Origin of the sequence: Roseateles sp. (genome assembly GCF_036404855.1) — a bacterium.
Taxonomy (GTDB): domain Bacteria; phylum Pseudomonadota; class Gammaproteobacteria; order Burkholderiales; family Burkholderiaceae_C; genus Pelomonas.
The window spans coordinates 13,216-38,254 of record NZ_DASWYS010000050.1; the positions used below are offsets into that span (position 1 = coordinate 13,216).

The following is a 25,039-nucleotide window of genomic DNA, read 5'->3' on the forward strand; positions in this document are numbered from 1 at the left end:
TTTAACGCTGCAGGCTGCGTGGCTGCGCCACGGCTTCCAGCGGCACGCCGCCGCGGGACACGGCCAGCGGCACCAGGCGCACGGCCTCCAGCGCATTGGCCGCGTCACCGTCGGTGGTGACGGCCAGCGTCAGCGTGTTGTCGCCGTTGGAGTTCAGGATGCCTGGCGGCATCACGAAGACGCGCTGCGGGCCGATGTGGGCAATGAACTGACCCAGGTTCCAGCCGTTTACGAAGATCAGTGCGCGGTTTTCGCGCTCCGAGCGCGGCTTGCTGGTGTCGCCGAAGGCCAGTCCCAGTTGCACGTCATGGCCTTGTGGCAAGTCCAACTTGAAGTTGGTGCGCAGCCAGTACGTGCCGGCGGCGGGCGGGGCGGCGCCTGGCGTCGTCGCGTCCCAGCCGGCCTGCGACTTGGCGGGGTCGACCGGGAGGTGCCAGCCCATGCGTTCCCCCTGAAGGCCACCATTGTTGAGTGGGCCGCGGACGAGGTCGGCAATGTCCTCGCCGCCTTTGTTGCCCTGGATCTTCCAGGCGATGGTGGTGCCAAAGCGCTGGCCGCCCTTGGGCGCCAGCGACGCGGAGATCAGGCCGCGGGCCTCCTTGTGCACGTCGTCAGCGAACAGGTCCCAGTTGTGCGAGTTGTTGCGTACGACGACGGCGATGACGTGCTCGCCAGCCGGCAGGTCCTTCAGCAGATGTCTGAAGGTGTCGGTTGTCTCGGGGAAGGGGCGGCCGGTGTCGTGGTCCTGTTGGCCGACGAACTTGCCATCCACCCAGACTTGGATCATGCCGGCGCCGCCGCCGCCGAAGAACAGCTCCAGCTGCAGCGGTTTGGTGTCGCTTGTCGTGAAGCGGCCGCGGTACCAGACGTCGCCGTGGTGGAAGCCGTAGTCGCTCATCGCCAGCACCGGTTGGCCCCGGTCGGGCGCGGTGTAGACGTTGGCGGCAGACACGGCAGCGTCGGCCTTGCGCCAGCCGCTGTCGTCAAACTTGGGGTCTGCTTCCAGCGAGTCGAAGCGGCGTGTCCACGCGGTCTGAGTGAGGTCGGGCAGTTGGATGGCGGCCGGACCTGCCAACGTGACGCGGGCAACCAGGCTGTGGTCTTGCGCAGCCGCGGCGACAGTCTGGCCGTTGAAACTCAGTGCATTGATGCCTTCGGGCACCCAGGCGCGCAGCGTGCTTGCCTGCGTCGTGTCGCCGGTCAGTTGCAGGGTCCTGCCGCTGAAGGCGGCCGTGCGCACCAGTGCCGGGCTACGCACCAGCACAGCCTGGTCACCCGCCTTCAGGCGCCAGAACTCCCAGCCGGTCTTCTCGTCGGCCAGCAGCAGCAGCAGCGGTGCGCGGCCGCCGCCGCTGATCAGTAGCTCGGTCAGTTCGCTGTGGCGGTAGTTCAGCCGCAGGTCTCCGCGCTGGGCATCCCAAAGCGTCTGGGCCTGGCCGCGCAGCACCTGCACCTTGGGTTGGCTGGTGTAGCGAAGGACGGTCTCGCCGTCGTCGCCATTGCGGCCGTAGAGCAGTGCCACGTCGCGGGCACCCTGCTGCAGCTGCGCCTGCAGCTCGCTAGTGCTGTAGACCAGGTGCTGGCGCTCAAGCGCGTAGCTGGCCAGCAGCATCTTGGCGTCTTGGCCGGTCAGCGTCAGCTTGCCGGCCTGCGGCACCTGGTAGTTGCCGTCACGTGTCTGCAACTTGAAGCCGAAGGCCTCGCTGCCGGTCAGGTGGTTGTGCTGGGCCAGCAGCACGTGGCTGCCGAGCGCCTTGTTGACGTTGTGATAGAGCCTGATCTTGGCGTTGCCGGGGTCCAGCACCTCACCCTTGTCCATCGCCGCAAGCACGGGCGTGGCAGCCTGCACGAAGCCGCCCATCTGCTTGAGTACCAGCGCCTTGTCGCGCATCACGCGCGACTCGTTGATGGGCGAGCCGTAGTCGTAGCTGGTGTAGACCACCGGTCCGCCCAGCCAGCCCCAGCTGGTTCCGCCGTAGGCCATGTAGATGGAGTGGATGGTCAGCGAGTTGATCAGGCTGCCGCCGTAGACCACGCGCTGGTAGCCCGGCCCCTGGCGCTTGGCCGTGCACTCGTACGTGCCGTTGCTGCCCCAGTAGTCGAACCAGCCCGCGCCGATCTCGGCGACGAAGCCCGGCGTGTTGGGCGAGGCGAGCGAGCCGACCTTGGGGAAGTTTCGACCGTAGATGCCCCAGTCCTGCACCGGCGCTGGTGCGCCGGGCGTGCCGTGCACGTCGCAGATGCCGCCGGGGTAGCCGTCGAAGGCGTAGAGGTCCGTCGGGCCGGGGTTGGCGAACGGGGCGGTGGAGTTCTTGGGCGTCCAGTCCGGCAGCCGCGATGCGGCGTTGTGGAACAGCGGCACGGTGATGCCGTCGGCGCGCGCCTTATCCGCCAGGTGTTGCATGTGCCGGATGTTCTTGGGGTTCACCGCGAACAGCTCGTTCTCCAGCTGGTAGGCGATGACGTTGCCCGTGCCATTGGTGATCTGGTGGCGGGCCAGAATGGCGTTGATCTGCGTCATCCACTCGTCGGTGGCGGCCTGGTACTCGGCTGCGTCGGTGCGTGCCTCGACACGCTGGCGCAGCAGCCAGCCGGGGAAGCCGCCGGCCGTCAGCTCCGCATTCACATACGGCCCCATGCGGGCGATGACGTAGAGGCCCTCTTCCTCGGCCATCTGGATGGCGCGCTCAATGTTGCGGATGCCTGTGAAGTCGTAGTGGCCCGGCTTGGCCGAGTGGTAGCCCCAGCTGAAGTAGAAGGCCACGGCATTCAGGCCGGACGCCTTCATCTTCTGCAGCACGTCGCGCCACAGGCTGGGCGAGGGCAGACGGAAGGGATGGAACTCGCCGCCGAAGATCATCTCGCGCTTTCCGTCGATGATCAGCGAGTGGCGGTCCCAAGTGATGGTCTTGGGCTTGGCCTTGGGTGCCGTCGCGCGGTCCAGCTGCGCGGTGTCCTCGGAGATGACGGTGAAGTGGCGCACGCTGCCTGACACTCCGCCCAGCTCTTTCTTGGGCGTCCAGGTCTGGAGACCGTCGAAGCTGTCGGAATACCAGTAGCGCTTCGTCATGTAGTCATCGAAGTAGATGCGCCAGCCCGGCTTGCCATCCGCGCCCTTGATGGGCACCAGTGCCTGGCCTTCCGACGGGCCACCCCAGCCGGCCCAGTCGCCGGTCTTTTGCATGGTCCAGGGGCCGTCCAGGGACGGGGCGGTCGCAAGCTCGATGAACTTGGTCGTTTCGTTCTTCGCGAACGCGACGTAGCGCCCTTCGTGCGGGATGACGAAGGTGTCGATGTAGTTGTTCTCCAGCCCCCGCATGGGCACCGGGTCGCCGAACTTCGTGAAGCTGGCATCCAGCGCCTTCACGGAGTAGGCCGCGAACGGGCCCTGCGTGCCGGCCTTGGACAGGCTCACGATCAGCTTCAGGCTGCCGTCGGATTCGCGGAACCACTCGGGTGCCCAGACGTTGCTTACGCCCGGCAGCCTGACTGGCACGTCGGCCACGTGTGTCCAGCTCTTCAGGTCCACCGATTTGGCGATGCCGAAGGTGGAGCCCGACCAGTTGGTCGTGTAGGCGATGTAGTAGAGGCCGTCGGCCGCGCGGATGATCGACGGATCGCGCAGCAGGTCCTTGGGCGGTTGATAGACCTCCGAACCCAGCGAAGTGAAGGTGACGCCGTCCGCTGACGAGAACAGGCTCAGCTTGTTCTGCGAGGTGGCCATGAAGGCCGACATCAGGAAGGTCTTCTCGCCCTTGGTGGCTGCCAGCGGTGCCTTGGCCTGCGTTGCGCCGAGGGTGGTGGGCGCCTGGCCCGGCAGATCCTGCGCGCCGGCCGCGGCACACATCAACAGCGAGGCGAACCAGATAGCGGTGCGGTTCGGCAGGGCGGGCGGCAGGACAGCAGGCATGGGCAGACCGGGAGTGCGTGGATCCGAGGCCAGTGTCCCCGCGTTTGTCCGTGCGAATCGATCAAACGCTTGCGAGAAAGGCCGCTTCCGAGGTCGCTGCGGGGCTTTGCCCAGACCCGGCGAAAATGCTGCCCATGTTCAGTTTCTTTAAGAAGTCGGCTCCGGCCCCTGCGCCCGCCCAAGGGCCCGAGCTGTTGCCCGAGGGGTGGGCCGTCAAACCGGCCCGCACGCCCGCCTCCGCGCCCGTGGCGCCCTCCCTCGCACCCGTTGCCGCGCCGGCGATGCCGATCGCGCCGCCCGCAGAAATGGCGCCGATTGCTGCGCCCGTGGCGGCTCCGGTGGTTGACGTACCTCCGCCGCCCGCGGTGGTGCAGGCGCCCGCCGCGCCGCCGCGCCAGAGCTGGATGGAGCGTCTGCGCGCCGGTCTGCGCAAGACCGGAGGCAGCATCGCCGGCGTGTTCAGCGGTGCCAAGATCGATGAGCAGCTCTATGAGGAGCTGGAGGAGGCGCTGCTGCTGGCCGACACCGGCGTGAAGGCCACGCAATTTCTGCTGGACGACCTGAAGCGCCGCGTGAAGGAGGCCCGGGTCACTGAACCACAAGCCGTGCGTGGCCTGCTGGTGGATGCTCTGGCGGAACTGCTGGCGCCGCTGGAGAAGGGGCTGGAAGTTGGCCGCCACACGCCCACCGTGATGATGGTGGTGGGCGTCAACGGCGCCGGCAAAACCACGAGCATCGGCAAGCTGACTCGCCACCTTGCCGAGGCCGACCAGCGTGTGCTGCTGGCCGCCGCCGACACCTTCCGCGCCGCCGCGCGCGAGCAGTTGGGCGTGTGGGCCGACCGTGCCAAGGTCGAGATCATCAGTCAGGAGGGCGGCGACCCGGCGGCCGTGTCCTTCGACGCGGTGAACGCCGGCCGCGCGCGCGGCGCCGATGTGGTCATCGCCGACACGGCGGGCCGCCTGCCGACGCAGCTGCACCTGATGGAGGAGCTGAAGAAGATCCGCCGCGTCATCGCCAAGGCTCAGGAGGGTGCACCGCACGAGGTGCTGTTGGTGGTGGATGGCAACACCGGCCAAAACGCGCTGAACCAGGTCAAGGCCTTCGACGAGGCTCTGGGCCTGACCGGGCTGATCGTCACCAAGCTGGATGGCACGGCCAAGGGCGGTGTGCTGGCAGCCATCGCGCGCGAGCGGCCGGTGCCGGTCTATTTCATCGGCGTCGGCGAGAAACTGGAAGACCTCGAGACCTTCAGCGCCCGCGAGTTTGCGCGGGCCTTGCTGGAGTGAGGCGCGGTCCCGGGGTCTTGATCCGCGGCATCTTGTTGGTCGCCGCCGTGTTGGCCGGCGCTTTCAGCGGGCCGATGGCGCTGGCCTCGGCGGCTGCCAGCCAGCCGCCCATGACCTGGAGCGAGCTCGCGTTCATGGCCATCGGTGCCCTGGTGGGCCTGCCCCTGGTGTTGGGGCTGCAAGCCATGCAGGGCAACTTCAACGCATTGCGGCTCGGCTGGGCGCTGTTCCTTTACGTGGCCGTCTATTGCGCGGCCGCCGGACTGGCTGCGCTGGTCGTCGCGCTACGCGGCCCGGGCGTGGAGCCGCATGCGTTCATGTTCCTGGTGTTGGGCACCGCGATGCTGGGCGGCCTGGCCCTGGTGCGCCTTGTCTTCAGGCACCGCTTCGCGGTTCGCTAGCCGCCACCGCGGGGTCACATCCCCGGCAGGCCCTTCATGCCGCCCATGCGCTTCATCATCTTCATCAGGCCGCCACCCTTCATCTTCTTCATCATCCCCTGCATCTGGTCGAACTGATTCAGCAGGCGGTTAACGTCCTGGATCTGCACGCCGGCACCGGCAGCGATGCGACGCTTGCGGCTGGCCTTGCTCTTGCCGTCCATCAGCAGTGCCGGATGGGCACGCTCCTTGGCGGTCATCGCGCGCAGGATGCCTTCCATGCGCTTCATGTCGCGCTCGGCGCGATCCATATCGGCCTGGCCGGGCTGCTTGTTGCCCATCATGTTTTGCGGCAGCTTGTCCATCAGGCCACCGAGGCCGCCCATCTTCTTCATCTGAGCGATCTGCTGCAGGAAGTCGTTCAGGTCGAAGCCGCTGCCGCTCTTGAGTTTCTCGGCCATGGCCTGGGCCGAGGCCATGTCCACGCTCTGCGTGACCTGCTCGACCAGGGCCACGATGTCGCCCATGCCCAGTACGCGGCCGGCGTGGCGCTCGGCGTCGAACACCTCTAGGCCGTCGATCTTCTCGGACACGCCGGCAAACTTGATGGGCGCGCCGGTGACCTGGCGCACTGAAAGCGCCGCGCCGCCGCGCGAGTCGCCGTCCAGCTTGGTAAGGACCACGCCCGTCAGCGGCAGCGCTTCCTTGAAAGCCTTGGCGGTGTTGACCGCATCCTGGCCCTGCATGGCGTCGACGACGAACAGCGTCTCGACCGGATTCAGCGTCGCGTGCAGCTCCTTGATCTCGGCCATCAGCGCTTCGTCGATGGCCAGTCGGCCAGCCGTGTCGACCAGCAGTACGTCGACGTAGTGGCGCTTGGCGTAGTCGAGAGCTGCCAGCGCGATGTCACGCGGCTTCTGGTCGGGTGTGGACTCGAACCACTCGGCACCGGCCTGGCGCGTGACCGTCTTCAACTGCTCGATGGCCGCCGGTCGGTAGACGTCGGCGGAGACCGTCAGCACCTTCTTCTTGCGCTTCTCGATCAAGTGCTTGGCGAGCTTGGCCGTCGTGGTCGTCTTGCCGGCGCCCTGCAGGCCGGCCATCAGGATGACGGCGGGCGGCTGCGCAGCGAGGTTGATATCGGCCACACCCTCACCCATGGTCGCGGCGAGTTCCTTGTGCACGACCGAGACCAGCACCTGGCCCGGGTTCAGTGAGCCCACCACCTCCTGCCCCAGCGCCTTTTCCTTGACTCGCGCGATGAAGTCGCGAACGACGGGCAGGGCCACGTCGGCCTCTAGCAGGGCCATGCGCACTTCGCGCAACATGTCCTGCACGTTGCTCTCGGTGATGCGGGCCTGGCCGCGCATCGTCTTCACGAGGCGACTCAGGCGGTCGGTGAGGTTGGAAGCCATGGGATGGAGAAGGGCCGGTCCCGCAGAATGGCGGAGGCCAAAAGTACACTGCAGCCATGAGTTTATCGCCCGCCCTTCTCGCTGATGCTGGAGGCGCCGCCTCCGGTGCCCATGCCGTCGGACCGGGTGTGGCGCTTGCGGTGGCCAGCGCACTGGCATTGCTGGGCTACGTCTGGGTGGGGTTGCTGCGTGCCCGCGCCTCCGAGGGCGAGGCCGTCGTGCGGCGCCCGCTGCGCTCGGTGCCGCCCATGGCCCTGGCCTGGACGGCGCAGTTCGTCGCCCTTTTCATCGACATCAGCGGCTACGGCTTGGAGACGCGCGGCGCGCGCTTCGGCTTCGCGCCGGCGCTGTCGATGACGATCTGGCTGGTGCTGACGGTCTACCTGATCGAGAGCCGCTTCCTGCCCCTACACAGCGTGCGCCGCGTGCTCGCCTGGATTGCCGCGGCTGCAGTGCTGCTGGCCTGGAGTTTCCCCGGTGAGAGTCGGCCGCTGGCGGCGTCGCCCTGGGCTCCGCTGCACTGGGTTCTGGGCTTGGCGTCCTACGGGCTCTTCGGCGTGGCCGTGCTGCATGCGGCGCTGATGAACCGGGCCGAGGCGCAGTTACGCCAGAAGCATGCTTCGTCCGGCGGTCTGCCGTTACTGCAGTTGGAGCGGCTGACCTTCCAGTTCGTGGCCGCTGGAGTCGGCGTGCTGTCGCTGGCCATCTTTCTGGGCTGGTGGTTCACACCGGCCTGGCATTGGGACCACAAGAACCTGCTCGCGGTGTTGGGCTGGTCGGTGCTGACCGGTCTGCTCGCCGGGCGGCGAATCTACGGGTGGCGTGGCCGGCGCGCCACGCGCTGGCTCTACGCCGGCGCGGCGTTGCTGTTGCTGTCCTATGCCGGCTCGCGATTCGTGCTGGAGGTCATCCTGCAGCGCGGCATCAACGGGGGGGGCGCATGAAGTACCTGCTGCTACTTCTGCTGCTGGGTGTCCTGTTCTTCGTGCTGGGAGCCCGGCGTCCTCGTCCGCGCGAGCCCGAATCGCGCACGCCATCATCGCCGCCGCCCGCCACGCCGAAGGCCATGCTGCGTTGCGCCGAATGCGGCATGCATCTGCCCGCCGACGAAGCGCTGCCGGGCAAGGGCGGCGTGTTTTGCAGTGCCGCGCACCGGGCCAGTTTCGAAGCCCGGGACCAGGCTTGAGCGTGGGCGCCCTGGACGGCGAGGGCGGCTGGTTCGTCGAGTCCGCGCCGGCCGAGCCTGCCGAGAGCAGCGCCAGTTTCAGGCGCCTGTACCGCGCCTTCGTCGCCGCGCGCGCCGCGCTGGGCCTGGCACTGATCGCGGCCCAGCTGATTGCAGCGGCCCTGGGCACGTCGCCGGCCGCCTCGACGCTGGCGCTCAGCGCTTCCTACGCCGCGGCTGCGGTCGCGCTGTGGCTGCTGCCGCAATTGCGTCGCGGCGCGACGGCGCGCAGCCTATCCCGGATCAGCAGCCCGCACTGGTGGAGCGCCATCGGCATCGATCTGATCCTGTTCGGCGCGTTGCATGCGCTGGACTCCAGCGGCGTGAACTACGGTGTCCTCTTTGTCATGCCGGTGCTGATGGCGGCCGTGCTGAGCCCGCGTCTGCTGGCTCTAGCGACAGCCGCGATGGCGACGCTGGGGCTGCTGGGGGCGGCGGCATGGTCGGTGCTGTCGGGCGTTGACGTTGGCCTGAAGACGACGCAGGCGGGGCTGGTGGGTAGTGGCCTGTTCGCCGTCAGTCTGTTGGCCGGCGAGCTCAGTGCGCGCCTGGCTCGTGAGGAGAAGGCGGCGCGCGGTAGCCTGGCTCTGGCGCGTCAGCAGGAGTTGCTGAACCGCTTGGTCATCGACGAGATGCAGGAGGGTGTGCTGGTTGTCGACCGTCGCGGCCGCGTGCGGGCGATGAACCCGGCTTCGCGTGCGCTCCTGGGTGCGGCCAGCGGCGAGCTGAGCTGGCAATTGCGCGGTCGTGCCGACTGGCAGCCGCTGGTGCAGGCACTGGAGCACGCCTACGCAGGCGGCACGGGCGGAGCAGGGACGGAGCTCGACGTGGCACTGCCGCTGGATGGCGGCGCCAGCCGCAGCTTGCGCCTGCGCCTGCGCTTCACGCGCCAGCGCGAGGGCAGCGAGGAACTGTGCGTGCTGTTCGTGGAGGACAACCGCGAGCTGCTGGCTCGCACCCGTCAGGAGAAGCTGGCCGCCATGGGCCGCGTGTCGGCCGGCATCGCGCACGAGATCCGCAACCCGCTGGCGGCCATCGCGCAGGCCAATGCGCTGCTGGCCGAGGATGCGAGTGGCGCGCGTGCCGAGCAGCTGACGCGTATGGTGGCCTCCAACGTGCAGCGTCTCAAGCGTCTCGTCGACGACGTTGGCGAGCTCGCACCCAGTATGCAACCGGCCACGACGAGCCTGGACGTCAGTGCGCTGGTGCAGGAAACCTGCGAGGACTGGGCCCAGGTCAACGGCGTGGCGTCTGGCGGGCAGGCCCGCTTCGTGTTGCAGATCGGGGCGCCTGGGTTGAAGGGATTGTTCGACGCTGAACACCTGCGCCGCGTCCTCGTGAACTTGCTGGACAACGCGCACCGCCATGCCGACTCGGTCCCGAGGGCGATCGGCGTCACACTGGCGCGTCGGGGCGAAGGGCTGGAGCTCGTGGTGCGCAGCGCTGGCGCGCCGGTGCCGATGGAAATTGAGCGCCACCTCTTCGAGCCCTTCTTCTCGACGCGCAGCCGCGGTTCGGGTCTGGGCCTCTATATTTGCCGTGAGCTTTGCGAGCGCCACGGTGCCCGCATCGAGTACCGCCGAGCTGTTGAGGCGGCCGCCAACGAGTTCAGCGTCCTAATGCGCACATGACTACTGCCACGCTCCCGCGCCTGCTGGTCGTCGACGACGAGCCCGACTTGCGCACGCTCTACGAGCTGACGCTGCTGCGCGAAGGCTATGAGATCGATAGCGCCGGCACGGTCGCCGAGGCGCTGGCGCACTTGCAGGGCGCCACCTACAGCGCCGTGATCACCGACATGAAGCTGCCCGACGGGTCGGGCCTGGAGCTGCTGCGTTGGCTGGACCAAGCGGGCCGGCCTGAGAAGGCCATCGTCATCACCGCCTTCGGTTCGGCTGAGAACGCGGTGGAGGCACTCAAGGCTGGCGCCTATGACTACCTGACCAAACCCGTCGATCTGCGTCAGTTCCGCCTGGTCGTCGGCTCGGCACTGGGACGGGTGGCGCCCGCCCCGGCACCGGCGGCGGAGGAAAAGCCGGCATTGGCGACGGCCTCGGCGCAGCGCTTGGTGGGCGAGTCGCCGGCCATGCGTGCGGTGCGGTCGCTGATAGACAAGGTCGGGCGCAGCATGGCGCCGGTACTGGTGCAGGGCGAATCGGGCACGGGCAAGGAGCTGGTTGCGCGCGCCATCCACGACCACGGTGCGCGCGCCGGCCAGCGCTTCGTCGCGGTCAACTGCGGTGCCATCCCCGAGAACCTGCTCGAGGCTGAGTTCTTTGGCTACCGTAAGGGCGCCTTCACCGGCGCCAACGAGGACCGAGAGGGGTTCTTCCAGGCCGCCGACGGCGGCACGCTGTTCCTGGATGAGATCGGCGACCTGCCGCTGGCCATGCAAAGCAAGCTGCTGCGCGTTATCCAGGAGCGCTCCGTGCGGCCTGTGGGTGCGACAGCGGAGAGTCCGGTGAACGTGCGCATTCTGAGCGCGACGCACAAGGATCTGGCGGCCGAGGTGGCGGCCGGCCGCTTCCGTCAGGACTTGTTCTACCGCCTCAACGTCATCCAGATTCGCGTGCCACCGCTGCGCGAGCGGCTGGAGGATCTTGGCCTGATCGGGGCGCGTGTGCTCGCGCGCATCGCGCAGGATGCAGGCGTGTCGCCCACGCCGCGCCTGACGGTCGCAGCGCTGCAGACGCTCTCACGCTACGCATTCCCAGGCAACGTCCGCGAGCTGGAGAACTTGCTGCATCGCGCGCTGGCTCTGGCTGGCGGCGAGTGGATCGACACCGACGACCTCGGCCTGCCCGAGACGTTGCTGGACGAGGACCGCAGTGAGTCGCAGTTCGCCGCGCTGGAGGTTCCGCTTGCCGTCGAGCCGGGGAGCGAAGGGCTGGCATTGCAGGAAGAGCTGCCGAGTGATCTGGCGCGTTATCTCGACGAGGTCGAACGCAGCATCCTGCTGCGCGCGCTGGAGCTGCACCGCTTCAACCGGACCGCGGCGGCGGCCAGCCTCGGACTGTCGTTGCGCCAGATCCGCTATCGCATGGCGCGGCTGGCGATTTCGGCGGGCGACAGCTGAGACGCTTCGCCAAAGCGGTTTGTTGGCCGCCGTTGCCCATCAAGGCCTGAAAGACCGAAGGGGCGCTCACGATTCGACACACAACAAGCCTCGGGATTTGCCCTGCTTGATTCCATCGCATGCGGCGTCGCGATGGCTGGCGACATCTCGCAAACCCAGCACTGGCGCGGGCTCGCGACCCGCGGCGGCCCGCCAGCCCAGCGCTGATGCGGGTTGCGCACTTTGACCCCCGATCTCATCGGGCCAAGGCGGGCGCCTTGCGATTTTTCCCGACGGATTGTGGCCAGGGTTTGACACTAGGGGTAGTGCTTGAGAGGGGTGGAAGCCATAGATATAGTGTCCCCTCGTGATATCCTGCTGACCCAGTCGATCCCATGACCATCCCCTTGGATTCGCTGTCCGCCGTGGCCTGGCCGCGGCGGCATTGCGCCCAAGGCACCAGCCGGAATGCCGGCCTGGCAATGGAGCGGCAGGGACGAAACACCCCACTGAAGCAACGCACGATGCGCCGGCCCACCCCCGGGTTGTTGCCGCGCATTTGCCCGTCATTTCTCGATAAAGGATCTCCTTATGCTGCATGAAGCCGCCACGAGTCAGGCCGCCCCCGCCGCCTCGCTCTCTCCGGTGTCCCCCGTCGCGTTTGGATCCGACGCGCAAACTCCTGGCGCTCCCGCGCTGACGACCTACCACGCCTACCAGATCATTCGCCGCAACGGCGCCGTGGTCTCGTTCGAGCCGAGCAAGATCGCCGTCGCCCTGATGAAGGCGTTCCTGGCTGTCCACGGCACCAGCGGCGCAGCCTCGGCCAGCGTGCGCGAGACGGTGGAGCAACTGACGCAGAACGTCGTGCGCGCGTTGCTGCGCTCGCGCCCGAGCGGTGGCACCTTCCATATTGAAGATGTGCAGGACCAAGTCGAGCTGGGCCTGATGCGCAGCGGCCACCATGAGGTGGCCCGTGCCTACGTGCTGTACCGCGAGCGCCGCGCACAGGAACGTGCCGCCCAGGGGGAAGCCGCCCGCGCCGCCGAGCCGTCTCTGATGGTGGTGGACGGCGGCGAGCGCCGTCCGCTGGACCTGGGCGCGTTGAAGTCGCTGATCGCCTCCGCCTGTGAGAACCTCGGCGCCGACGTGCGCCCCGAACCGGTGCTGGCCGAGACTCAGCGCAACCTGTACGACGGCGTTGCCATCGACGAGGTCTACAAGGCCGCCATCCTGGCCGCCCGCACTCTGATCGAGAAAGACCCCGGTTACAGCCGTGCCACCGCCCGCCTCCTGTTGCACACCATTCGCCGCGAGATCATTGGTGGCGAGGTGACGCAGGCCGAGATGCAGGCCCGCTATGCCGACTACTTCCCCGGCTATATCAAGAAGGGAATCCAGGCCGAGCTGCTTGACGAGAAGTTGGCCCAGTACGACCTGGCCAAGCTGGGCGCGGCGCTGAAGGCCGATCGCGACCTGCAGTTCGACTACCTGGGCCTGCAGACCCTGTACGACCGCTACTTCCTGCACGTGGAGGAAGTGCGCATCGAAATGCCCCAGGCCTTCTTCATGCGCGTGGCCATGGGCCTGGCGCTGAACGAGATCGACCGCGAGGCCCGCGCCATCGAGTTCTATGAAGTGCTGTCGAGCTTCGACTTCATGTCGAGCACGCCGACGCTGTTCAACAGCGGCACTCGCCGCTCGCAGCTGTCCAGCTGCTACTTGACCACCGTCAGCGACGACCTCGACGGCATCTACGAGGCCCTGAAGGAGAACGCGCTGCTGAGCAAGTTCGCCGGAGGTCTGGGCAATGACTGGACACCGGTGCGCGCGCTGGGCTCGCACATCAAGGGTACCAACGGCAAGAGCCAGGGCGTCGTGCCCTTCCTGAAGGTCGTGAATGACACGGCTGTGGCCGTGAATCAGGGCGGCAAGCGCAAGGGGGCCGTCTGCGCGTACCTGGAGACCTGGCACCTGGACATCGAGGAGTTCCTGGACCTGCGCAAGAACACCGGCGACGACCGCCGCCGCACCCATGACATGAACACGGCGAACTGGATTCCCGACCTGTTCATGCGTCGCGTCATCGAGGGCGGCGACTGGACGCTGTTCAGCCCTTCCACCTGCCCGGACCTGCACGACAAATTCGGCAAGGCGTTCGAGGAGGCCTACGTCGGCTACGAGAACAAGGTCGACCGCGGCGAGCTGAAGCTCTTCAAGCGCATGCCGGCCAAGGACCTGTGGCGCAAGATGCTGTCCATGCTGTTCGAGACGGGCCACCCCTGGATCACGTTCAAGGACGCCTGCAACGTGCGCAGCCCGCAGCAGCACGTCGGCGTCGTGCACTCGTCCAACCTGTGCACTGAGATCACGCTGAACACCAACGACAGCGAGATCGCCGTCTGCAACCTTGGTTCCGTCAACCTGGCCCAGCATCTGAAGGACGGTGCCATCGACCAGGCCAAGCTGAAGAAGACCGTGCGCACGGCCATGCGCATGCTCGACAACGTCATCGACATCAACTACTACGCGGTCAAGAAGGCCCGCGACTCCAACCTGCGCCACCGTCCGGTGGGCCTGGGCATCATGGGCTTCCAGGACGCGCTGTACGCGCTGCGCACGCCCTACGCGTCGCAGGCTGCCGTGGAGTTCGCCGACCGTTCGATGGAGGCCGTCTGCTATCACGCCTACTGGGCGTCGACCGAGCTGGCCGAGGAGCGTGGCCGCTACAGCAGCTACAAGGGCTCGCTGTGGGATCGCGGCATCCTGCCGATCGACTCGCTGGACCTGCTGGCTGACGCCCGCGGCGGCTATGTCGACGTGGACCGCTCGACCTCGATGGACTGGGACGCGCTGCGCGGCCGCATCGCCACCTTCGGCATGCGCAACAGCAACTGCGTGGCCATCGCGCCGACGGCCACCATCTCCAACATCATCGGCGTGGACGCGTCCATTGAGCCCTGCTTCGGCAACTTGTCGGTGAAGTCCAACCTGTCCGGCGAGTTCACCGTCATCAATGAATCGCTGGTGCGTGACTTGAAGGCGTTGGGCCTGTGGGACGACGTGATGGTCATGGACCTCAAGCACTTTGACGGTTCGCTGCGCCGCATCGACCGCGTGCCCGAAGACATCAAGGCGCTGTACGCCACGGCGTTCGAAGTCGACACGGTGTGGCTGATCGAGGCCGGTGCACGTCGCCAGAAATGGATTGACCAGGCGCAGAGCCTGAACATCTACATGGCCGGCGCGTCGGGCAAGAAGCTGGACGAAACCTACAAGCTGGCGTGGCAACGCGGCCTGAAGACGACCTACTACCTGCGCACCATCAGCGCGACGCAGGCCGAGAAGAGCACGGTCACACGCTCGGGTCAGCTCAATGCGGTGTCCTCGGGTGCCGCGCCGGTGATCGCTGCGCCGGCCTCGCCGGTCGCCGTCGTTGAGTCCGAACTGCCGGCGACCGACATGAAGTTCTGCGCCATCGACGACCCCGGTTGCGAGGCCTGCCAGTAATCGAAGCAGCGGCACGAACTTGTATAGACAAGTTCGTGCTGCATGTTTTCGATGTCCTCGCGCAACAAAGATTGCGCGAATGATGCAAATAGCAGTTGCTGGTTCTTGTTGATTTGCTCCAGCACTGCCGATAATTCGAAGCGATAGGAAGCACACCATGCTGGATTGGGACGAAGACCTGAAGTCCACCGACACCTCTACCGCGAAGCCTCTCGCGGCCATGCCTTCGGCGACGCACGCATCGGCGTCTCCGCGCGAAGCTGCCAGCGTCTCGATCCCTGCTCCCCAACTGTCTGGCGAAGCCACCACCGCGCGTCGCGTGAAGGCCGCCGACAAGCGCATCATCAACGGCCAGACCGACGTCAACCAGTTGGTGCCGTTCAAGTACAAGTGGGCCTGGGAGAAGTACCTCGCCACCTGCGCCAATCACTGGATGCCGCAGGAAGTGAACATGAGCCGCGACATCGCGCTCTGGAAGGACCCCAACGGCTTGACCGAAGACGAGCGCCGCATCATCAAGCGCAACCTCGGCTTCTTCGTCACGGCCGACTCGCTGGCTGCCAACAACATCGTGCTGGGCACCTATCGCCACATCACGGCGCCCGAGTGCCGCCAGTTCCTGTTGCGTCAGGCATTTGAAGAAGCCATTCACACGCACGCGTACCAGTACATCGTGGAGTCGCTGGGTCTCGATGAGAGCGAGATCTTCAATGCGTACAACGAAGTCCAATCCATCCGCGACAAGGACGAGTTCCTGATCCCGTTCATCGACGCGATCATGAATCCGACCTTCAATACCGGCACGCCTGAGAACGACCAGACGCTGCTGAAGTCGCTGATCGTGTTCGCCTGCCTGATGGAAGGCCTGTTCTTCTACGTCGGCTTCACGCAGATCCTCGCGATGGGTCGCCAGAACAAGATGACCGGCGCCGCCGAGCAGTATCAGTACATCCTTCGCGACGAGTCGATGCACTGCAACTTCGGTATCGACCTCATCAACCAGATCAAGCTTGAGAACCCGCACCTGTGGACGGCTGAGTTCAAGGCCGAGATCAAGGCGTTGTTCCTGAAGGCCGTCGAGCTGGAGTACCGCTACGCCGAGGACACCATGCCGCGTGGCGTGCTGGGTCTCAACGCCTCGATGTTCAAGGGCTACCTGCGCTTCATTGCGAATCGTCGCGCGGTGCAGATCGGCCTCGAAGCGCTGTTCCCCAACGAAGAAAACCCCTTCCCGTGGATGAGCGAGATGATCGACTTGAAGAAGGAACGCAACTTCTTCGAGACCCGCGTCATCGAGTATCAATCGGGCGGGGCCCTGAGCTGGGATTGATCTCCCAGCCTTAACAAGATCAAGACCTGGCCAATGCAGTCACCGAGCGAAACCCGCATCAACACGCAAGACGTGGCGGGGCTGCATGGCGATCCCATTCACCGTACCGAGGCGTTCCTCCTGAGCGACTCTCGGACGGTGAATAGCCGTATCCACGCGGACCGGTCCGTGTGGGACGGTGACTTTTCCACTTGATCAAGGAGAAAACCATGGCAACTGCAAAGACCCCGGCTAAGGCCGCACCGAAGAAGGCCGCCGCCAAGAAGGCCACGCCGGCCAAGAAGGCTGCACCCGCGAAGAAGGCCGCTCCGGCCAAGAAGGCGGCTCCGGCAAAGAAGGCCACTCCGGCGAAGAAGGCCGCTCCGGCGAAGAAGGCTGCGCCCGCCAAGAAGGCCACTCCGGCCAAGAAGGCTGCGCCCGCCAAGAAGGCCACCCCGGCCAAGAAGGCTGCACCCGCCAAGAAGGCCGCTCCGGCCAAGAAGGCTGCTGCGCCCAAGAAGGCTGCTGCCAAGCCTGCCGCTAAGAAGGCCGCTGCACCCAAGAAGGCCGCTGCCAAGCCTGCTGCGAAAAAGCCTGCTGCCAAGAAGGCTGCTGCGCCCAAGAAGGCTGCTGCTAAGCCCGCCGCTGCCGCCAAGCCTGCCGCTGCTGCCAAGCCCGCTGCTGCTGCTCCGGCTGCCAAGACGGCGCTGAGCCCGCAAGCTGCTTGGCCCTTCCCGACCGGCAACAAGCCCTAATCAGGCGATCAGCTGACACACTGACCGGGCGGTTGACCGCCCGGCCCGTCAAATCAGCCAACCCGGCCCGAGTCTCTCGGTGCCGGGTTTTTTTCGTGGCGCGTCCGACATCTGCCTACTCTGGTAGGTGCAAGTCCTCCTCAGCGCGTCACGACGAACGAAGCGCAGCGCCATCGCATGCGCGTATGACCGGGCACGCAGAGCGAGCGTGAAAGAGGCAACGAGGCGATGAGCAAGCACCGGATGGAAGCGATGCCGACCAGGGCGGTCATGAACCGCGAAGCTCTCGTGATCCAAGCGCTCAGGGCAACGAGCCACGCACACGTCGCAGCTCGGGTCGGCTCTGGGCAGCGTTCGCCAAGCCTGGAAGACGTGAGCCGACCGCGCGAGCTCGCGGCGCCTCAGGGGTAGAAGATGTTGACGCTGTAGCCGCTGACACGTTGGCCGCCGGTGCTGAAGACGAGGCTTAGAGCCTGCTCTGACTCGGCGTTGATCTGCGTGAGCGCCGGGCTCATGGCTTCAGGGCCCATGACGCGGCGTGCGAGCGGGGCACCGTTGGCGTCGGTCAGGCTCAGCTCGATGGAAGGGGCCGCGACATCCACGCCGGTCTTGTTGCGCAGCGCCAGATTGAGCTTGTAGCCGCCGCTGCCGATGGGATTCAGCGAGGTGGCGTCGATGCTCAGGGCTTCGATGCGTTTCCAGGGCTTGATCTCACAACCCGCAATCCCGCACAGGGCATTGAGCGGCTCGCGCAACGGTGGATGCAGCGCGGCGAGGGCGTGGCGGAAGTGCAGCGCGACCTGCAGGGCCAGCAGAACGACCAGCAGCAGCGACAGGCCTGCCAAGGCCAGGCGGACACCGGGCCGGTTCCAGCGTGCGCTGCTCTCGGCCCGGCGCATGAACTCCGGCATGACAGGCGCCGCAGTCGCCGCGAGTGCGGGTTCGGCCGCCATGCTGGGCGTGGGTTCGGGCGTGTGGACGGGCGGCATCTGCGCCGCGGCATGATCCTCGTCGACCCAGCGTGGTTCGTGCCGGGCGATATCCGGCGAAGGCCAGCCCGTGGGCAAGGCCTCCGGGTGCGGCTCGGGCTCGGGTGGCGGCATCCAGGGCTGCTGCGGCTCGAAGGCCGGGGCCGGGGCCGGAGGAGGTGGCGGCGAAGGCTCAGGTTCCGCGGCCTGCGTGAACTGGGTGGGCCAGGGCGGGGGCGCGTCGCGCTCGATGTCGAACAAGAGCTCTCGGGCGTCAAAGATCTCGGCGCATCGACCGCAGCGCACCCAGCCGTCGGAGACGCGCAGCTGGTCCTCGACGATCCTGAAGATCGTTCCGCAGGCGGTGCAGCGCGTCGCGAGGCTCATGTGTGACGTCGGGCTGTCATCAGGATCCAGCCATCTTCTTCGTCGCTGACGTCGAGCTTCAGCCACGGCGCATAGGCGGCCTTCAGTTCGTCGGCCTGGCGGCTGAGAATGCCGGCGAGGATCAGGTCACCACCCGGCGCGACGTGGGCGCAGAGCAGCGGTGCGAGCAGCTTCAGCGGAGTGGCCAGGATGTTGGCGATGACCAGCGGGTACTCGCCCCGGGCCAGCTCGGGCAGGCCCGGATTCAGCGTGACGCCGTTGGCCGTCGCGTTGTCGCGTGAGGAATTGATGGCCGCCGGGTCGATGTCCACCGCGTCGATGTCGTGCGCGCCGTGCAATGCCGCGCCGATGGCGAGGATGCCGGAACCGCAGCCGTAGTCGAGCACGCGAGGCCATCGCTGCGCATGCGTCGCAATCCAGCGCAGGCACATCCGAGTTGTTGGATGCGTGCCCGTGCCGAACGCCAAGCCCGGGTCCAGCCGCATGACGCGCTGAGCCTGTGGCGGTGCTTGATGCCAACTCGGCACGATCCAGAATTCCGGCGTGATCTCGACCGGCGCGAACTGGCTTTGCGTCAGGCGCACCCAGTCCTGCTCAGGCACAGCCTGGATGGCCTGGACATGCACGTCGGCCGCCCAGTCCTGGGCGAGGATCAGCGTCGCGGCTTCGGTTGCCTCGGGTTCGGTGGGGAAGAGCGCCTTGACGACCGAGCGCTCCCATCCAGCCTTGGGCGCCGGCATGCCGGGCTCGCCGAACAAGGCCTGCTCGGCGTCGGTGTCTGCGTCGGCATCCTCCACCGACACCGCCAGGGCGTCGATCTCCATCAGCGCATCGCTGACGATCTCGACGTCCGCCTCGCGGCAGACGAGGGCAAGCTCAAACAGGTTGCTCATCAGCGTTTGTGGGCGGCCATCCAGCCTTCGAGGTAGTGGATGGAGGTGCCACCTTCGATGAACTTGGCGTCGGCCATCAGCTCGCGATGCAGCGGGATGTTGGTCTGAATGCCCTCCACCACTGTCTCGCTCAGCGCGATGCGCATGCGGGCCAGAGCCTGCTCACGCGTGTCGCCGTGGACGATGATCTTGCCGATCATGGAGTCGTAGTTGGGCGGCACGAAGTAGTTTGTGTAGGCGTGCGAGTCCACGCGCACGCCGGGACCACCGGGGGCGTGCCACATCGTGATGCGGCCGGGCGAGGGTGTGAACTTGACCGGGTCCTCCGCGTTGATGCGGCACTCGATGGAGTGGCCCTTGAGCTCGATCTGGCGCTGCGTGAACGGCAGCTTCTCGCCGGCGGCGATCTTGATCTGCTGCTGCACGATGTCGATGCCGGTAACCAGCTCCGTGACCGGATGCTCCACCTGCACGCGGGTGTTCATCTCGATGAAGTAGAACTCACCGTTCTCGTACAGGAACTCGAAGGTGCCAGCGCCGCGATAGCCCATCTTCTTGCAGGCAGCGGCGCAGCGGTCGCCCACCTTCTCGATGGTGCGGCGGGGGATGCCGGGAGCCGGCGCTTCCTCGATGATCTTCTGGTGGCGGCGCTGCATGGAGCAGTCTCGCTCACCCAGCCACACGGCGTTCTTGAAGGTGTCGGCGAGGACCTGGATCTCCACGTGGCGTGGGTTCTCCAGGAACTTCTCCATGTAGACCTCGGGGTTGCCGAAGGCCGCACCTGCTTCGGCGCGCGTCGTTTGCACGGCATGCACCAGGGCCGCCTCGGTGTGCACCACCCGCATGCCGCGGCCACCGCCACCGCCGGCGGCCTTGATGATGACCGGGTAACCCACCGAGCGGGCGATCTTGATGATTTCCTTCGGGTCCTCGGGCAGGGCGCCCTCGGATCCGGGCACGCAGGGCACGCCGGCCCGGATCATGGCCTGCTTGGCCGAGACCTTGTCGCCCATCATGCGAATGGACTCGGGCGTCGGGCCGATGAAGGTGAAGCCGCTGCGCTCTACGCGCTCGGCGAAGTCGGCGTTCTCGCTGAGGAAGCCGTACCCGGGGTGGATGGCCTCGGCGTCGGTCACCTCCGCCGTGGCGATGATGGCCGGCATGCTGAGGTAGCTCTGGGCCGAAGGCGCGGGGCCGATGCAGACCGCCTCGTCGGCGAGGCGCACGTACTTGGCGTCGCGGTCAGCCTCGGAATAGACGACGACAGACTTGATGCCGAGCTCGCGACAGGCGCGCTGGATACGCAACGCGATCTCGCCGCGGTTGGCGATAAGAACCTTCTTGAACATCAGAAGTCCTTACTCAATCACGAACAGCGGCTGACCGAACTCGACCGCCTGGCCGTTCTCGCACAGGATCTTGGTGATCGTGCCGCTCTTGTCGGCCTCGATCTCGTTCATGATCTTCATCGCCTCGATGATGCAGATGGCTTCGCCTTCCTTGACCTGCTGCCCAATGTCGGCGAAGGGCTTGGCGTTGGGGCTGGAGGCGCGATAGAAGGTGCCGACCATGGGCGACTTGACGATGTGGCCGGTCTCGACCGGTGCGGCGGCTGAAGGCGCAGCGGCGGCCATCGGTGCGGCGACGGGCGCGGCAGCGGTGACGACCGGCGTGGCCGGTGCCGTGGCATAGACCGGCTGCACGGCGATGGCGGCCGGGTCGGACTTGACGATGCGGACCTTGCCGTCGGCCTCGGTGATTTCCAGTTCAGAGATATTGGATTCCGAGACGAGGTCGATGAGGGTTTTGAGCTTGCGCAGGTCCATCGTGGCTCCAGGCTGTGTTGTTGTTGTGGGGGGAAAGAAAAAAGCGGCGCGAACGCAGTGTCAGGCGCCGGCTTCCAACGATTCGAGGGCGTGGCGCAGCGCGAGGCGGTAGCCGTTCGCGCCGAGGCCGCAGATCACACCTACCGCCAGCTCGCTCACGTAGCTGTGATGGCGGAAAGCCTCGCGGCGGTGGATGTTGGACAAATGAACTTCGATGAAGGGCAGCGCCACCGCCGCCAGCGCGTCGCGGATGGCGACGCTGGTATGCGTGTAGGCAGCCGGGTTGATGATGATGAAACGCGTGCCGTCGGTGCGCGCAGCCTGGATGCGGTCGACCAGAGCCCCTTCGTGGTTGCTTTGGAAGCTGCTCAGCTTGGCGCCGGCATTCGTTGCGATCGCGCCGAGTTCGGCGTCGATCTGCGTGAGTGTCTGCGCGCCGTAGACCTCGGGCTCGCGGGTGCCGAGCAGGTTGAGGTTGGGGCCATGCAGGACGAGAACTTGCATCAAACACGTAGCGGCTCGTCTGCCCTGAGGTCTAGAGAGCCGCCACTAAATTGAGGAAGGGCGAACTTTACGCGTTTTGGCGCCGATTTCCCGCCGGATAGGGAAATTCTCAGTTTTCAGTCAGTAGCCTCAGATCTGCGAGGTGACTGACCCCCAAACGGCGCCAACGGATCTCACCCGTCTCGTCGAAGGCGACTGAAAAGGGCAGGCCGCCGGCCGGATTGCCCAGTTCGCGCACCAGCCCCAGACCTTCCGGGCCGGCCAAGGCGATCGCGAAATCCAGTGGCGACTTCTGCAGAAAGGCCTTGACCGGCTCGGCTTGGTCCACCGCCAGGCCCAGCACCTGCCAGCCCTTGCTTTTGGCCTCGTTGTAGAACTGATTGATCTCCGGCAGCTCCTTCACGCAGGGCGGACACCAAGTCGCCCAGAAGTTGACGAGCAGCGGCCGGCCGCGCCAGCGGGTGACGTCTACGTCGGTGCCGTCCAGGCTGGGAAAGCGTCGCGCCCAGAAGGCCTGCGCGGCGGCGGACGCCTCCGGCGGGTGGAATCGGTGCCAGGCGAAGCCCGCGCCGAGGGCGGCGGCGCCGAGACCGGCGCCGGTCAGGAGGAGACGGCGGTTGATGAGGCTCATTCGGAGGTGTCCAGCAAAGTCTGCAGGGCGGCCAGGTCGCCGCGCTCGGTCTGGCCGCGTGAATCGGGTTTGAGGGCTCCGCGCAGGTCGTCGAAGTCCAGGATGGTCAGGCACAGCGTCACCCGCTCGCCTAGGGCGGGGCAGGGCGCATCCAGGATGAGCATATCCACCGGCCGGCCTCGGCTGGCCGTGGCCTCGGCGACGTCGAAGCTCAGTCCGCGATTGAGCAGCTCGATCTCGGCGGCCTTGCTGTCATCGCAGTAGAGCTGCAGATGGACATTGGACAGGCGCGTGGCAGTGCCGCGCCAGACGGCGCCAGCAAGGTGGGGGCGGAACTCGGCCAGGCGCGCCATCCACTGCGCGGCCAGCTCGCGCAGCGCGCGCAGCTCCGCCGGCTGGGTGTCGCCGTGGAAGATGGCAATGTGCTCGCGCACGGCGCCCTCCACCTCATCGTTGCCGGGCAGGGCGGCGCGCGGCGCCCCCAGATCGCGGGCGGCGCGCTGTTTGGCGGGGCCCCAGTCCATGCCCTCGTCGACGATGAGGCGGGCCGCCATTGCGGCGATCTCGGCAGTGATATCGGTGCCGTCGCTCATGGCAACTGGGCGCTATTCATGCGGCCGGTGATGATGCTGGCGCGGCCCATCACGTAGGGCGATGTCGGTTGGCGCTCGAAGCGCTTGGGCGCGGGCAGCATCACGGCCAGACGCGCGGCCTCGAAGGCGCCGAGGCGGGCCGCGTCGACGTGGAAATAGTGGCGCGCCGCGGCCTGGGCGCCGAACAGGCCTTCGCCCCATTCGACGTTGTTCAGGTAGATCTCGAGGATGCGGCGCTTGTCGAGCAGGCCTTCGAGCATCAGCGTCAAGACCAGCTCCTGGCTCTTGCGCAGCAGGGTGCGCTCACCGGAGAGGAACAGGTTCTTGGCGAGTTGCTGCGTGATTGTCGAGCCACCGATGACCTTGGCAGAGGTCCTGCCCCGCGCCTCGGCGCGGGCCTGCGCCTTTTCGTTCTTCTTCCATGCGCCCTTCAGGGCGTCCCAGTCGACACCGCCATGCTCGGCGAAGGAGTCGTCCTCGCTGGCGATGACTGCGCGCTTGAGCGTCGCCGGCAACTGGGCGTCATCCACCCATTGCTGGGCCCAGGCGACCTGGTGCTTCTCACCGAGCAGGCGAAGGGCCTCGCTGCGCTGGAAGCTGGTTGACTGCGGCGCAACGAAACGCATCAGTGCAATGCGGCCAGCAAACCAGACCTGCAGGCACAGCACGGCCAGCAGCATCACGGCCAGCAGTCGGCCGAGGTGGCGAATCATGGCGTGGCCCCGAGTTCGGACCGGATGGCAGCCAGCACCGGCGCCGTGTCTGGGCGCACGCCGCGCCAGAAATAGAAGGCCTCGGCCGCCTGCTCGACCAGCATTCCCAGGCCGTCGCGCGGCTCGGCGCCGTGGGCGGCCGCCCAGTTCAGGAAGCCCTGCGCCTTGGGGCCGTACATCATGTCCAGCGCGAGGGCGCCCGGTTTGAGCACGCGGGAATCCACGGGCGAGTCGGCTCCCGCCAGGCTGGTGCTGGTCGCGTTGACGACGACGTCCTGCGCGGCGGGTGCGTCGGCCAGCGTCGTTGCAGTCAGCGGCACGCCCAGGTGGGCATGGCTGGCGACCAGCGCCTGGGCTTTGTCCGGCGTGCGGTTGACGATGCAGATGTTCGCCGGGCCCGCGGCGATCAGGCTGCCCAGCACGCCGGCCGCAGCGCCACCGGCACCGACGAGCAGCAACTGCAGGCCCGCCAGCGGGCGGCCCGCGTTGCGCTGGAGATCGTTGACGAGCCCGGCGCCGTCGGTGTTGTCACCCACCCAGCCATCGGCGTCGAAGCGCAGTGTGTTGACGGCGCCGCCAAGCTGTGCGCGCTCGGTGCGCCTGGCGGCCATCGCGAAGGCGTCGAACTTGAAGGGCACGGTGATGTTGCAACCCTTGGCGCCGGAGGCCGCGAAGGCGCGCAGCGTGGGGACGAAGCCGTCCAGCGGCGCCAGCAGGCGTTCGTACGTCAGCCACTGCCCGGTCTGCGCGGCAAACATCGCGTGGATGGCCGGGGAGCGGCTGTGCGCGACGGGGTTGCCGACCACCGCATATCTATCGGTCATGGGTTCTGTCCGGTCAAGGTTGCTTCCAGCCCTTCGTCGCGGGTGAACTTGAAGCGCGAGGTGATGACCAGCACCTCGGCGCCGCGCAGCATCTCGGCGCTGAAATTGCCGAAGGGCGAGGCGGCCTGCACGATGGCGATGGCGCGGCGGTCCAGCGTCGCATTGCCGCTGGAGGCCACGATCTCGGTCTCGATGACTCGGCCCTTGTGGTCGATGTGGATGTTCATCGTCAGCTCGCCGTAGAGCTTCTTGCCGCGTGACTCGGGAAAGTCGCGCGTGCCGCGCTCCTCGATGCGGCGCCGCAGGCCATCGTAGTACTGGGCGTAGACGACCTCGCGCGTGGCCGGGCTGACGTAGCGCTTCTTCGGCCGGGCGTTCTCCGCGTTGACGCGCTTCTCGATCTCGGCGAGCAGATCAACCAGCTGGCGGCGCTTCTCGGCCAGGGCGCGCTCGGCGGCGTCGCTCTTCTCGCGTCTGGGGTCAGGAGGGGGCAGCAAGGCCAGTTCGCGCCTCACCTGCGTCAGCAGCAGCTGCTGCTGGCGCTGCAGCTGGGCGATCTGCGAACTCTGCGCCTCTGCCGAGTCACCCATCTCGTTGTGGCGTGCAGGCGGCAGTGGCGACGTGGCGCGGCCGGTCTCGACGCTGCCGCCGCCGGCGAGGCTGGCCTGGGCCAGGGCGGCCGCCTTGGTCGGTGCCTCGTTGGAGCGCGTGTTGACGAGGATGACCTCCAGCGGCGTGTCCTGGAAGATGCGGTTGAAGGCCTCGGGAGCGGCGATGCGCAGGCTCAGCAGCGCCCCGTGGACGCCGAGCGAAAACGCGAGCGCGATCTGCAGCGTGCTCGGCCGGCGCATC

At 66.9% G+C, this 25,039-nt stretch carries 21 protein-coding genes; 9 read left to right on the forward strand and 12 right to left on the reverse strand.

The annotated features are described in order from the left end of the window. Position 1: 1 nt before the first annotated feature. Positions 2–3,910 (reverse strand): beta-galactosidase, encoded by a 3,909-nt coding sequence (locus VGF12_RS03200; protein ID WP_331174603.1) that lies wholly within the window; start codon positions 3,908–3,910, stop codon positions 2–4. Between the two features lie 134 nt (positions 3,911–4,044). Between VGF12_RS03200 and ftsY the strand changes: the two genes are divergently transcribed. Further along, positions 4,045–5,199: a signal recognition particle-docking protein FtsY gene (ftsY, locus tag VGF12_RS03205; protein WP_331174604.1), complete on the forward strand. Its 1,155-nt coding sequence runs from the start codon at positions 4,045–4,047 to the stop codon at positions 5,197–5,199. Between the two features lie 32 nt (positions 5,200–5,231). Next, entirely contained in the window at positions 5,232–5,600 is a 369-nt protein-coding gene (locus VGF12_RS03210; protein ID WP_331174605.1) for a hypothetical protein, read from the forward strand. Positions 5,601–5,614: 14 nt separating this feature from the next. Here VGF12_RS03210 and ffh read toward each other — a convergent pair whose 3' ends face one another. Continuing rightward, a complete protein-coding gene (ffh, locus tag VGF12_RS03215) occupies positions 5,615–6,994 on the reverse strand; it encodes a signal recognition particle protein (RefSeq protein WP_331174606.1) in 1,380 nt (459 codons plus the stop codon). A 56-nt stretch (positions 6,995–7,050) separates the two neighbouring features. On the opposite strand from ffh, the gene VGF12_RS03220 reads away from it, so the two are divergent. The 7 genes from VGF12_RS03220 (at position 7,051) to VGF12_RS03250 (ending at position 16,848) form a co-directional block, all read left to right on the forward strand. After that, positions 7,051–7,938: a cytochrome C assembly family protein gene (locus VGF12_RS03220; RefSeq protein ID WP_331174607.1), complete on the forward strand. Its 888-nt coding sequence runs from the start codon at positions 7,051–7,053 to the stop codon at positions 7,936–7,938. Next, positions 7,935–8,180: a PP0621 family protein gene (locus VGF12_RS03225; RefSeq protein WP_331174608.1), complete on the forward strand. Its 246-nt coding sequence runs from the start codon at positions 7,935–7,937 to the stop codon at positions 8,178–8,180. The genes VGF12_RS03220 and VGF12_RS03225 overlap by 4 nt, the downstream gene beginning before the upstream one ends. 2 nt (positions 8,181–8,182) lie before the next feature. Next, complete coding sequence (locus VGF12_RS03230; RefSeq protein WP_331174670.1) at positions 8,183–9,850, forward strand: sensor histidine kinase; 1,668 nt, start codon at positions 8,183–8,185, stop codon at positions 9,848–9,850. Further along, positions 9,847–11,295 (forward strand): sigma-54 dependent transcriptional regulator, encoded by a 1,449-nt coding sequence (locus tag VGF12_RS03235; RefSeq protein ID WP_331174609.1) that lies wholly within the window; start codon positions 9,847–9,849, stop codon positions 11,293–11,295. The genes VGF12_RS03230 and VGF12_RS03235 overlap by 4 nt, the downstream gene beginning before the upstream one ends. Before the next feature lie 570 nt (positions 11,296–11,865). Further along, positions 11,866–14,784 (forward strand): ribonucleoside-diphosphate reductase subunit alpha, encoded by a 2,919-nt coding sequence (locus VGF12_RS03240; protein WP_331174610.1) that lies wholly within the window; start codon positions 11,866–11,868, stop codon positions 14,782–14,784. A gap of 157 nt (positions 14,785–14,941) precedes the next feature. Next, complete coding sequence (locus VGF12_RS03245; protein ID WP_331174611.1) at positions 14,942–16,114, forward strand: ribonucleotide-diphosphate reductase subunit beta; 1,173 nt, start codon at positions 14,942–14,944, stop codon at positions 16,112–16,114. A 209-nt stretch (positions 16,115–16,323) separates the two neighbouring features. Then, positions 16,324–16,848 (forward strand): histone, encoded by a 525-nt coding sequence (locus tag VGF12_RS03250; RefSeq protein ID WP_331174612.1) that lies wholly within the window; start codon positions 16,324–16,326, stop codon positions 16,846–16,848. A gap of 401 nt (positions 16,849–17,249) precedes the next feature. Here VGF12_RS03250 and VGF12_RS03255 read toward each other — a convergent pair whose 3' ends face one another. The 10 genes from VGF12_RS03255 to VGF12_RS03300 all read right to left on the reverse strand — a co-directional run bounded on the left by VGF12_RS03255 (position 17,250) and on the right by VGF12_RS03300 (position 25,038). Further along, a complete protein-coding gene (locus VGF12_RS03255; RefSeq protein WP_331174613.1) occupies positions 17,250–18,203 on the reverse strand; it encodes a zinc-ribbon and DUF3426 domain-containing protein in 954 nt (317 codons plus the stop codon). Then, positions 18,200–19,087 (reverse strand): 50S ribosomal protein L11 methyltransferase, encoded by an 888-nt coding sequence (gene prmA / locus VGF12_RS03260; protein ID WP_331174671.1) that lies wholly within the window; start codon positions 19,085–19,087, stop codon positions 18,200–18,202. The genes VGF12_RS03255 and prmA overlap by 4 nt, the downstream gene beginning before the upstream one ends. Positions 19,088–19,095: 8 nt before the next feature. Continuing rightward, complete coding sequence (gene accC, locus VGF12_RS03265; protein WP_331174614.1) at positions 19,096–20,445, reverse strand: acetyl-CoA carboxylase biotin carboxylase subunit; 1,350 nt, start codon at positions 20,443–20,445, stop codon at positions 19,096–19,098. Between the two features lie 9 nt (positions 20,446–20,454). Beyond that, entirely contained in the window at positions 20,455–20,922 is a 468-nt protein-coding gene (gene accB, locus VGF12_RS03270) for an acetyl-CoA carboxylase biotin carboxyl carrier protein (RefSeq protein ID WP_331174615.1), read from the reverse strand. Positions 20,923–20,982: 60 nt separating this feature from the next. Beyond that, positions 20,983–21,429 (reverse strand): type II 3-dehydroquinate dehydratase, encoded by a 447-nt coding sequence (gene aroQ, locus VGF12_RS03275; RefSeq protein WP_331174616.1) that lies wholly within the window; start codon positions 21,427–21,429, stop codon positions 20,983–20,985. 106 nt (positions 21,430–21,535) lie between these two features. Further along, on the reverse strand, positions 21,536–22,057 hold the full coding sequence (locus VGF12_RS03280; RefSeq protein WP_331174617.1) for a TlpA disulfide reductase family protein: 522 nt from the start codon (positions 22,055–22,057) through the stop codon (positions 21,536–21,538). Next, entirely contained in the window at positions 22,054–22,650 is a 597-nt protein-coding gene (locus VGF12_RS03285) for a hypothetical protein (RefSeq protein ID WP_331174618.1), read from the reverse strand. The genes VGF12_RS03280 and VGF12_RS03285 overlap by 4 nt, the downstream gene beginning before the upstream one ends. Further along, positions 22,647–23,363: a monofunctional biosynthetic peptidoglycan transglycosylase gene (gene mtgA, locus VGF12_RS03290; protein WP_331174619.1), complete on the reverse strand. Its 717-nt coding sequence runs from the start codon at positions 23,361–23,363 to the stop codon at positions 22,647–22,649. Before mtgA ends, VGF12_RS03285 begins: the two co-directional genes overlap by 4 nt. Beyond that, positions 23,360–24,187, reverse strand: a complete 828-nt coding sequence (gene aroE / locus VGF12_RS03295) for a shikimate dehydrogenase (protein WP_331174620.1) — start codon at positions 24,185–24,187, stop codon at positions 23,360–23,362. Before aroE ends, mtgA begins: the two co-directional genes overlap by 4 nt. Further along, a complete protein-coding gene (locus VGF12_RS03300; protein WP_331174621.1) occupies positions 24,184–25,038 on the reverse strand; it encodes a TonB family protein in 855 nt (284 codons plus the stop codon). The genes aroE and VGF12_RS03300 overlap by 4 nt, the downstream gene beginning before the upstream one ends. Position 25,039: the final 1 nt, after the last annotated feature.

Bases quoted from the DNA above. Each gene is read 5' to 3' on its own strand.
- VGF12_RS03200 (WP_331174603.1), bottom strand. From the start codon at position 3,910: ATGCCTGCTGTCCTGCCGCCCGCCCTGCCGAACCGCACCGCTATCTGG.
- ftsY (WP_331174604.1), top strand. From the start codon at position 4,045: ATGTTCAGTTTCTTTAAGAAGTCGGCTCCGGCCCCTGCGCCCGCCCAA.
- ffh (WP_331174606.1), bottom strand. From the start codon at position 6,994: ATGGCTTCCAACCTCACCGACCGCCTGAGTCGCCTCGTGAAGACGATG.
- VGF12_RS03220 (WP_331174607.1), top strand. From the start codon at position 7,051: ATGAGTTTATCGCCCGCCCTTCTCGCTGATGCTGGAGGCGCCGCCTCC.
- VGF12_RS03225 (WP_331174608.1), top strand. From the start codon at position 7,935: ATGAAGTACCTGCTGCTACTTCTGCTGCTGGGTGTCCTGTTCTTCGTG.
- VGF12_RS03235 (WP_331174609.1), top strand. From the start codon at position 9,847: ATGACTACTGCCACGCTCCCGCGCCTGCTGGTCGTCGACGACGAGCCC.
- VGF12_RS03240 (WP_331174610.1), top strand. From the start codon at position 11,866: ATGCTGCATGAAGCCGCCACGAGTCAGGCCGCCCCCGCCGCCTCGCTC.
- VGF12_RS03245 (WP_331174611.1), top strand. From the start codon at position 14,942: ATGCTGGATTGGGACGAAGACCTGAAGTCCACCGACACCTCTACCGCG.
- VGF12_RS03250 (WP_331174612.1), top strand. From the start codon at position 16,324: ATGGCAACTGCAAAGACCCCGGCTAAGGCCGCACCGAAGAAGGCCGCC.
- VGF12_RS03255 (WP_331174613.1), bottom strand. From the start codon at position 18,203: ATGAGCCTCGCGACGCGCTGCACCGCCTGCGGAACGATCTTCAGGATC.
- accC (WP_331174614.1), bottom strand. From the start codon at position 20,445: ATGTTCAAGAAGGTTCTTATCGCCAACCGCGGCGAGATCGCGTTGCGT.
- accB (WP_331174615.1), bottom strand. From the start codon at position 20,922: ATGGACCTGCGCAAGCTCAAAACCCTCATCGACCTCGTCTCGGAATCC.
- VGF12_RS03280 (WP_331174617.1), bottom strand. From the start codon at position 22,057: ATGAGCCTCATCAACCGCCGTCTCCTCCTGACCGGCGCCGGTCTCGGC.
- VGF12_RS03285 (WP_331174618.1), bottom strand. From the start codon at position 22,650: ATGAGCGACGGCACCGATATCACTGCCGAGATCGCCGCAATGGCGGCC.
- mtgA (WP_331174619.1), bottom strand. From the start codon at position 23,363: ATGATTCGCCACCTCGGCCGACTGCTGGCCGTGATGCTGCTGGCCGTG.
- aroE (WP_331174620.1), bottom strand. From the start codon at position 24,187: ATGACCGATAGATATGCGGTGGTCGGCAACCCCGTCGCGCACAGCCGC.
- VGF12_RS03300 (WP_331174621.1), bottom strand. From the start codon at position 25,038: ATGCGCCGGCCGAGCACGCTGCAGATCGCGCTCGCGTTTTCGCTCGGC.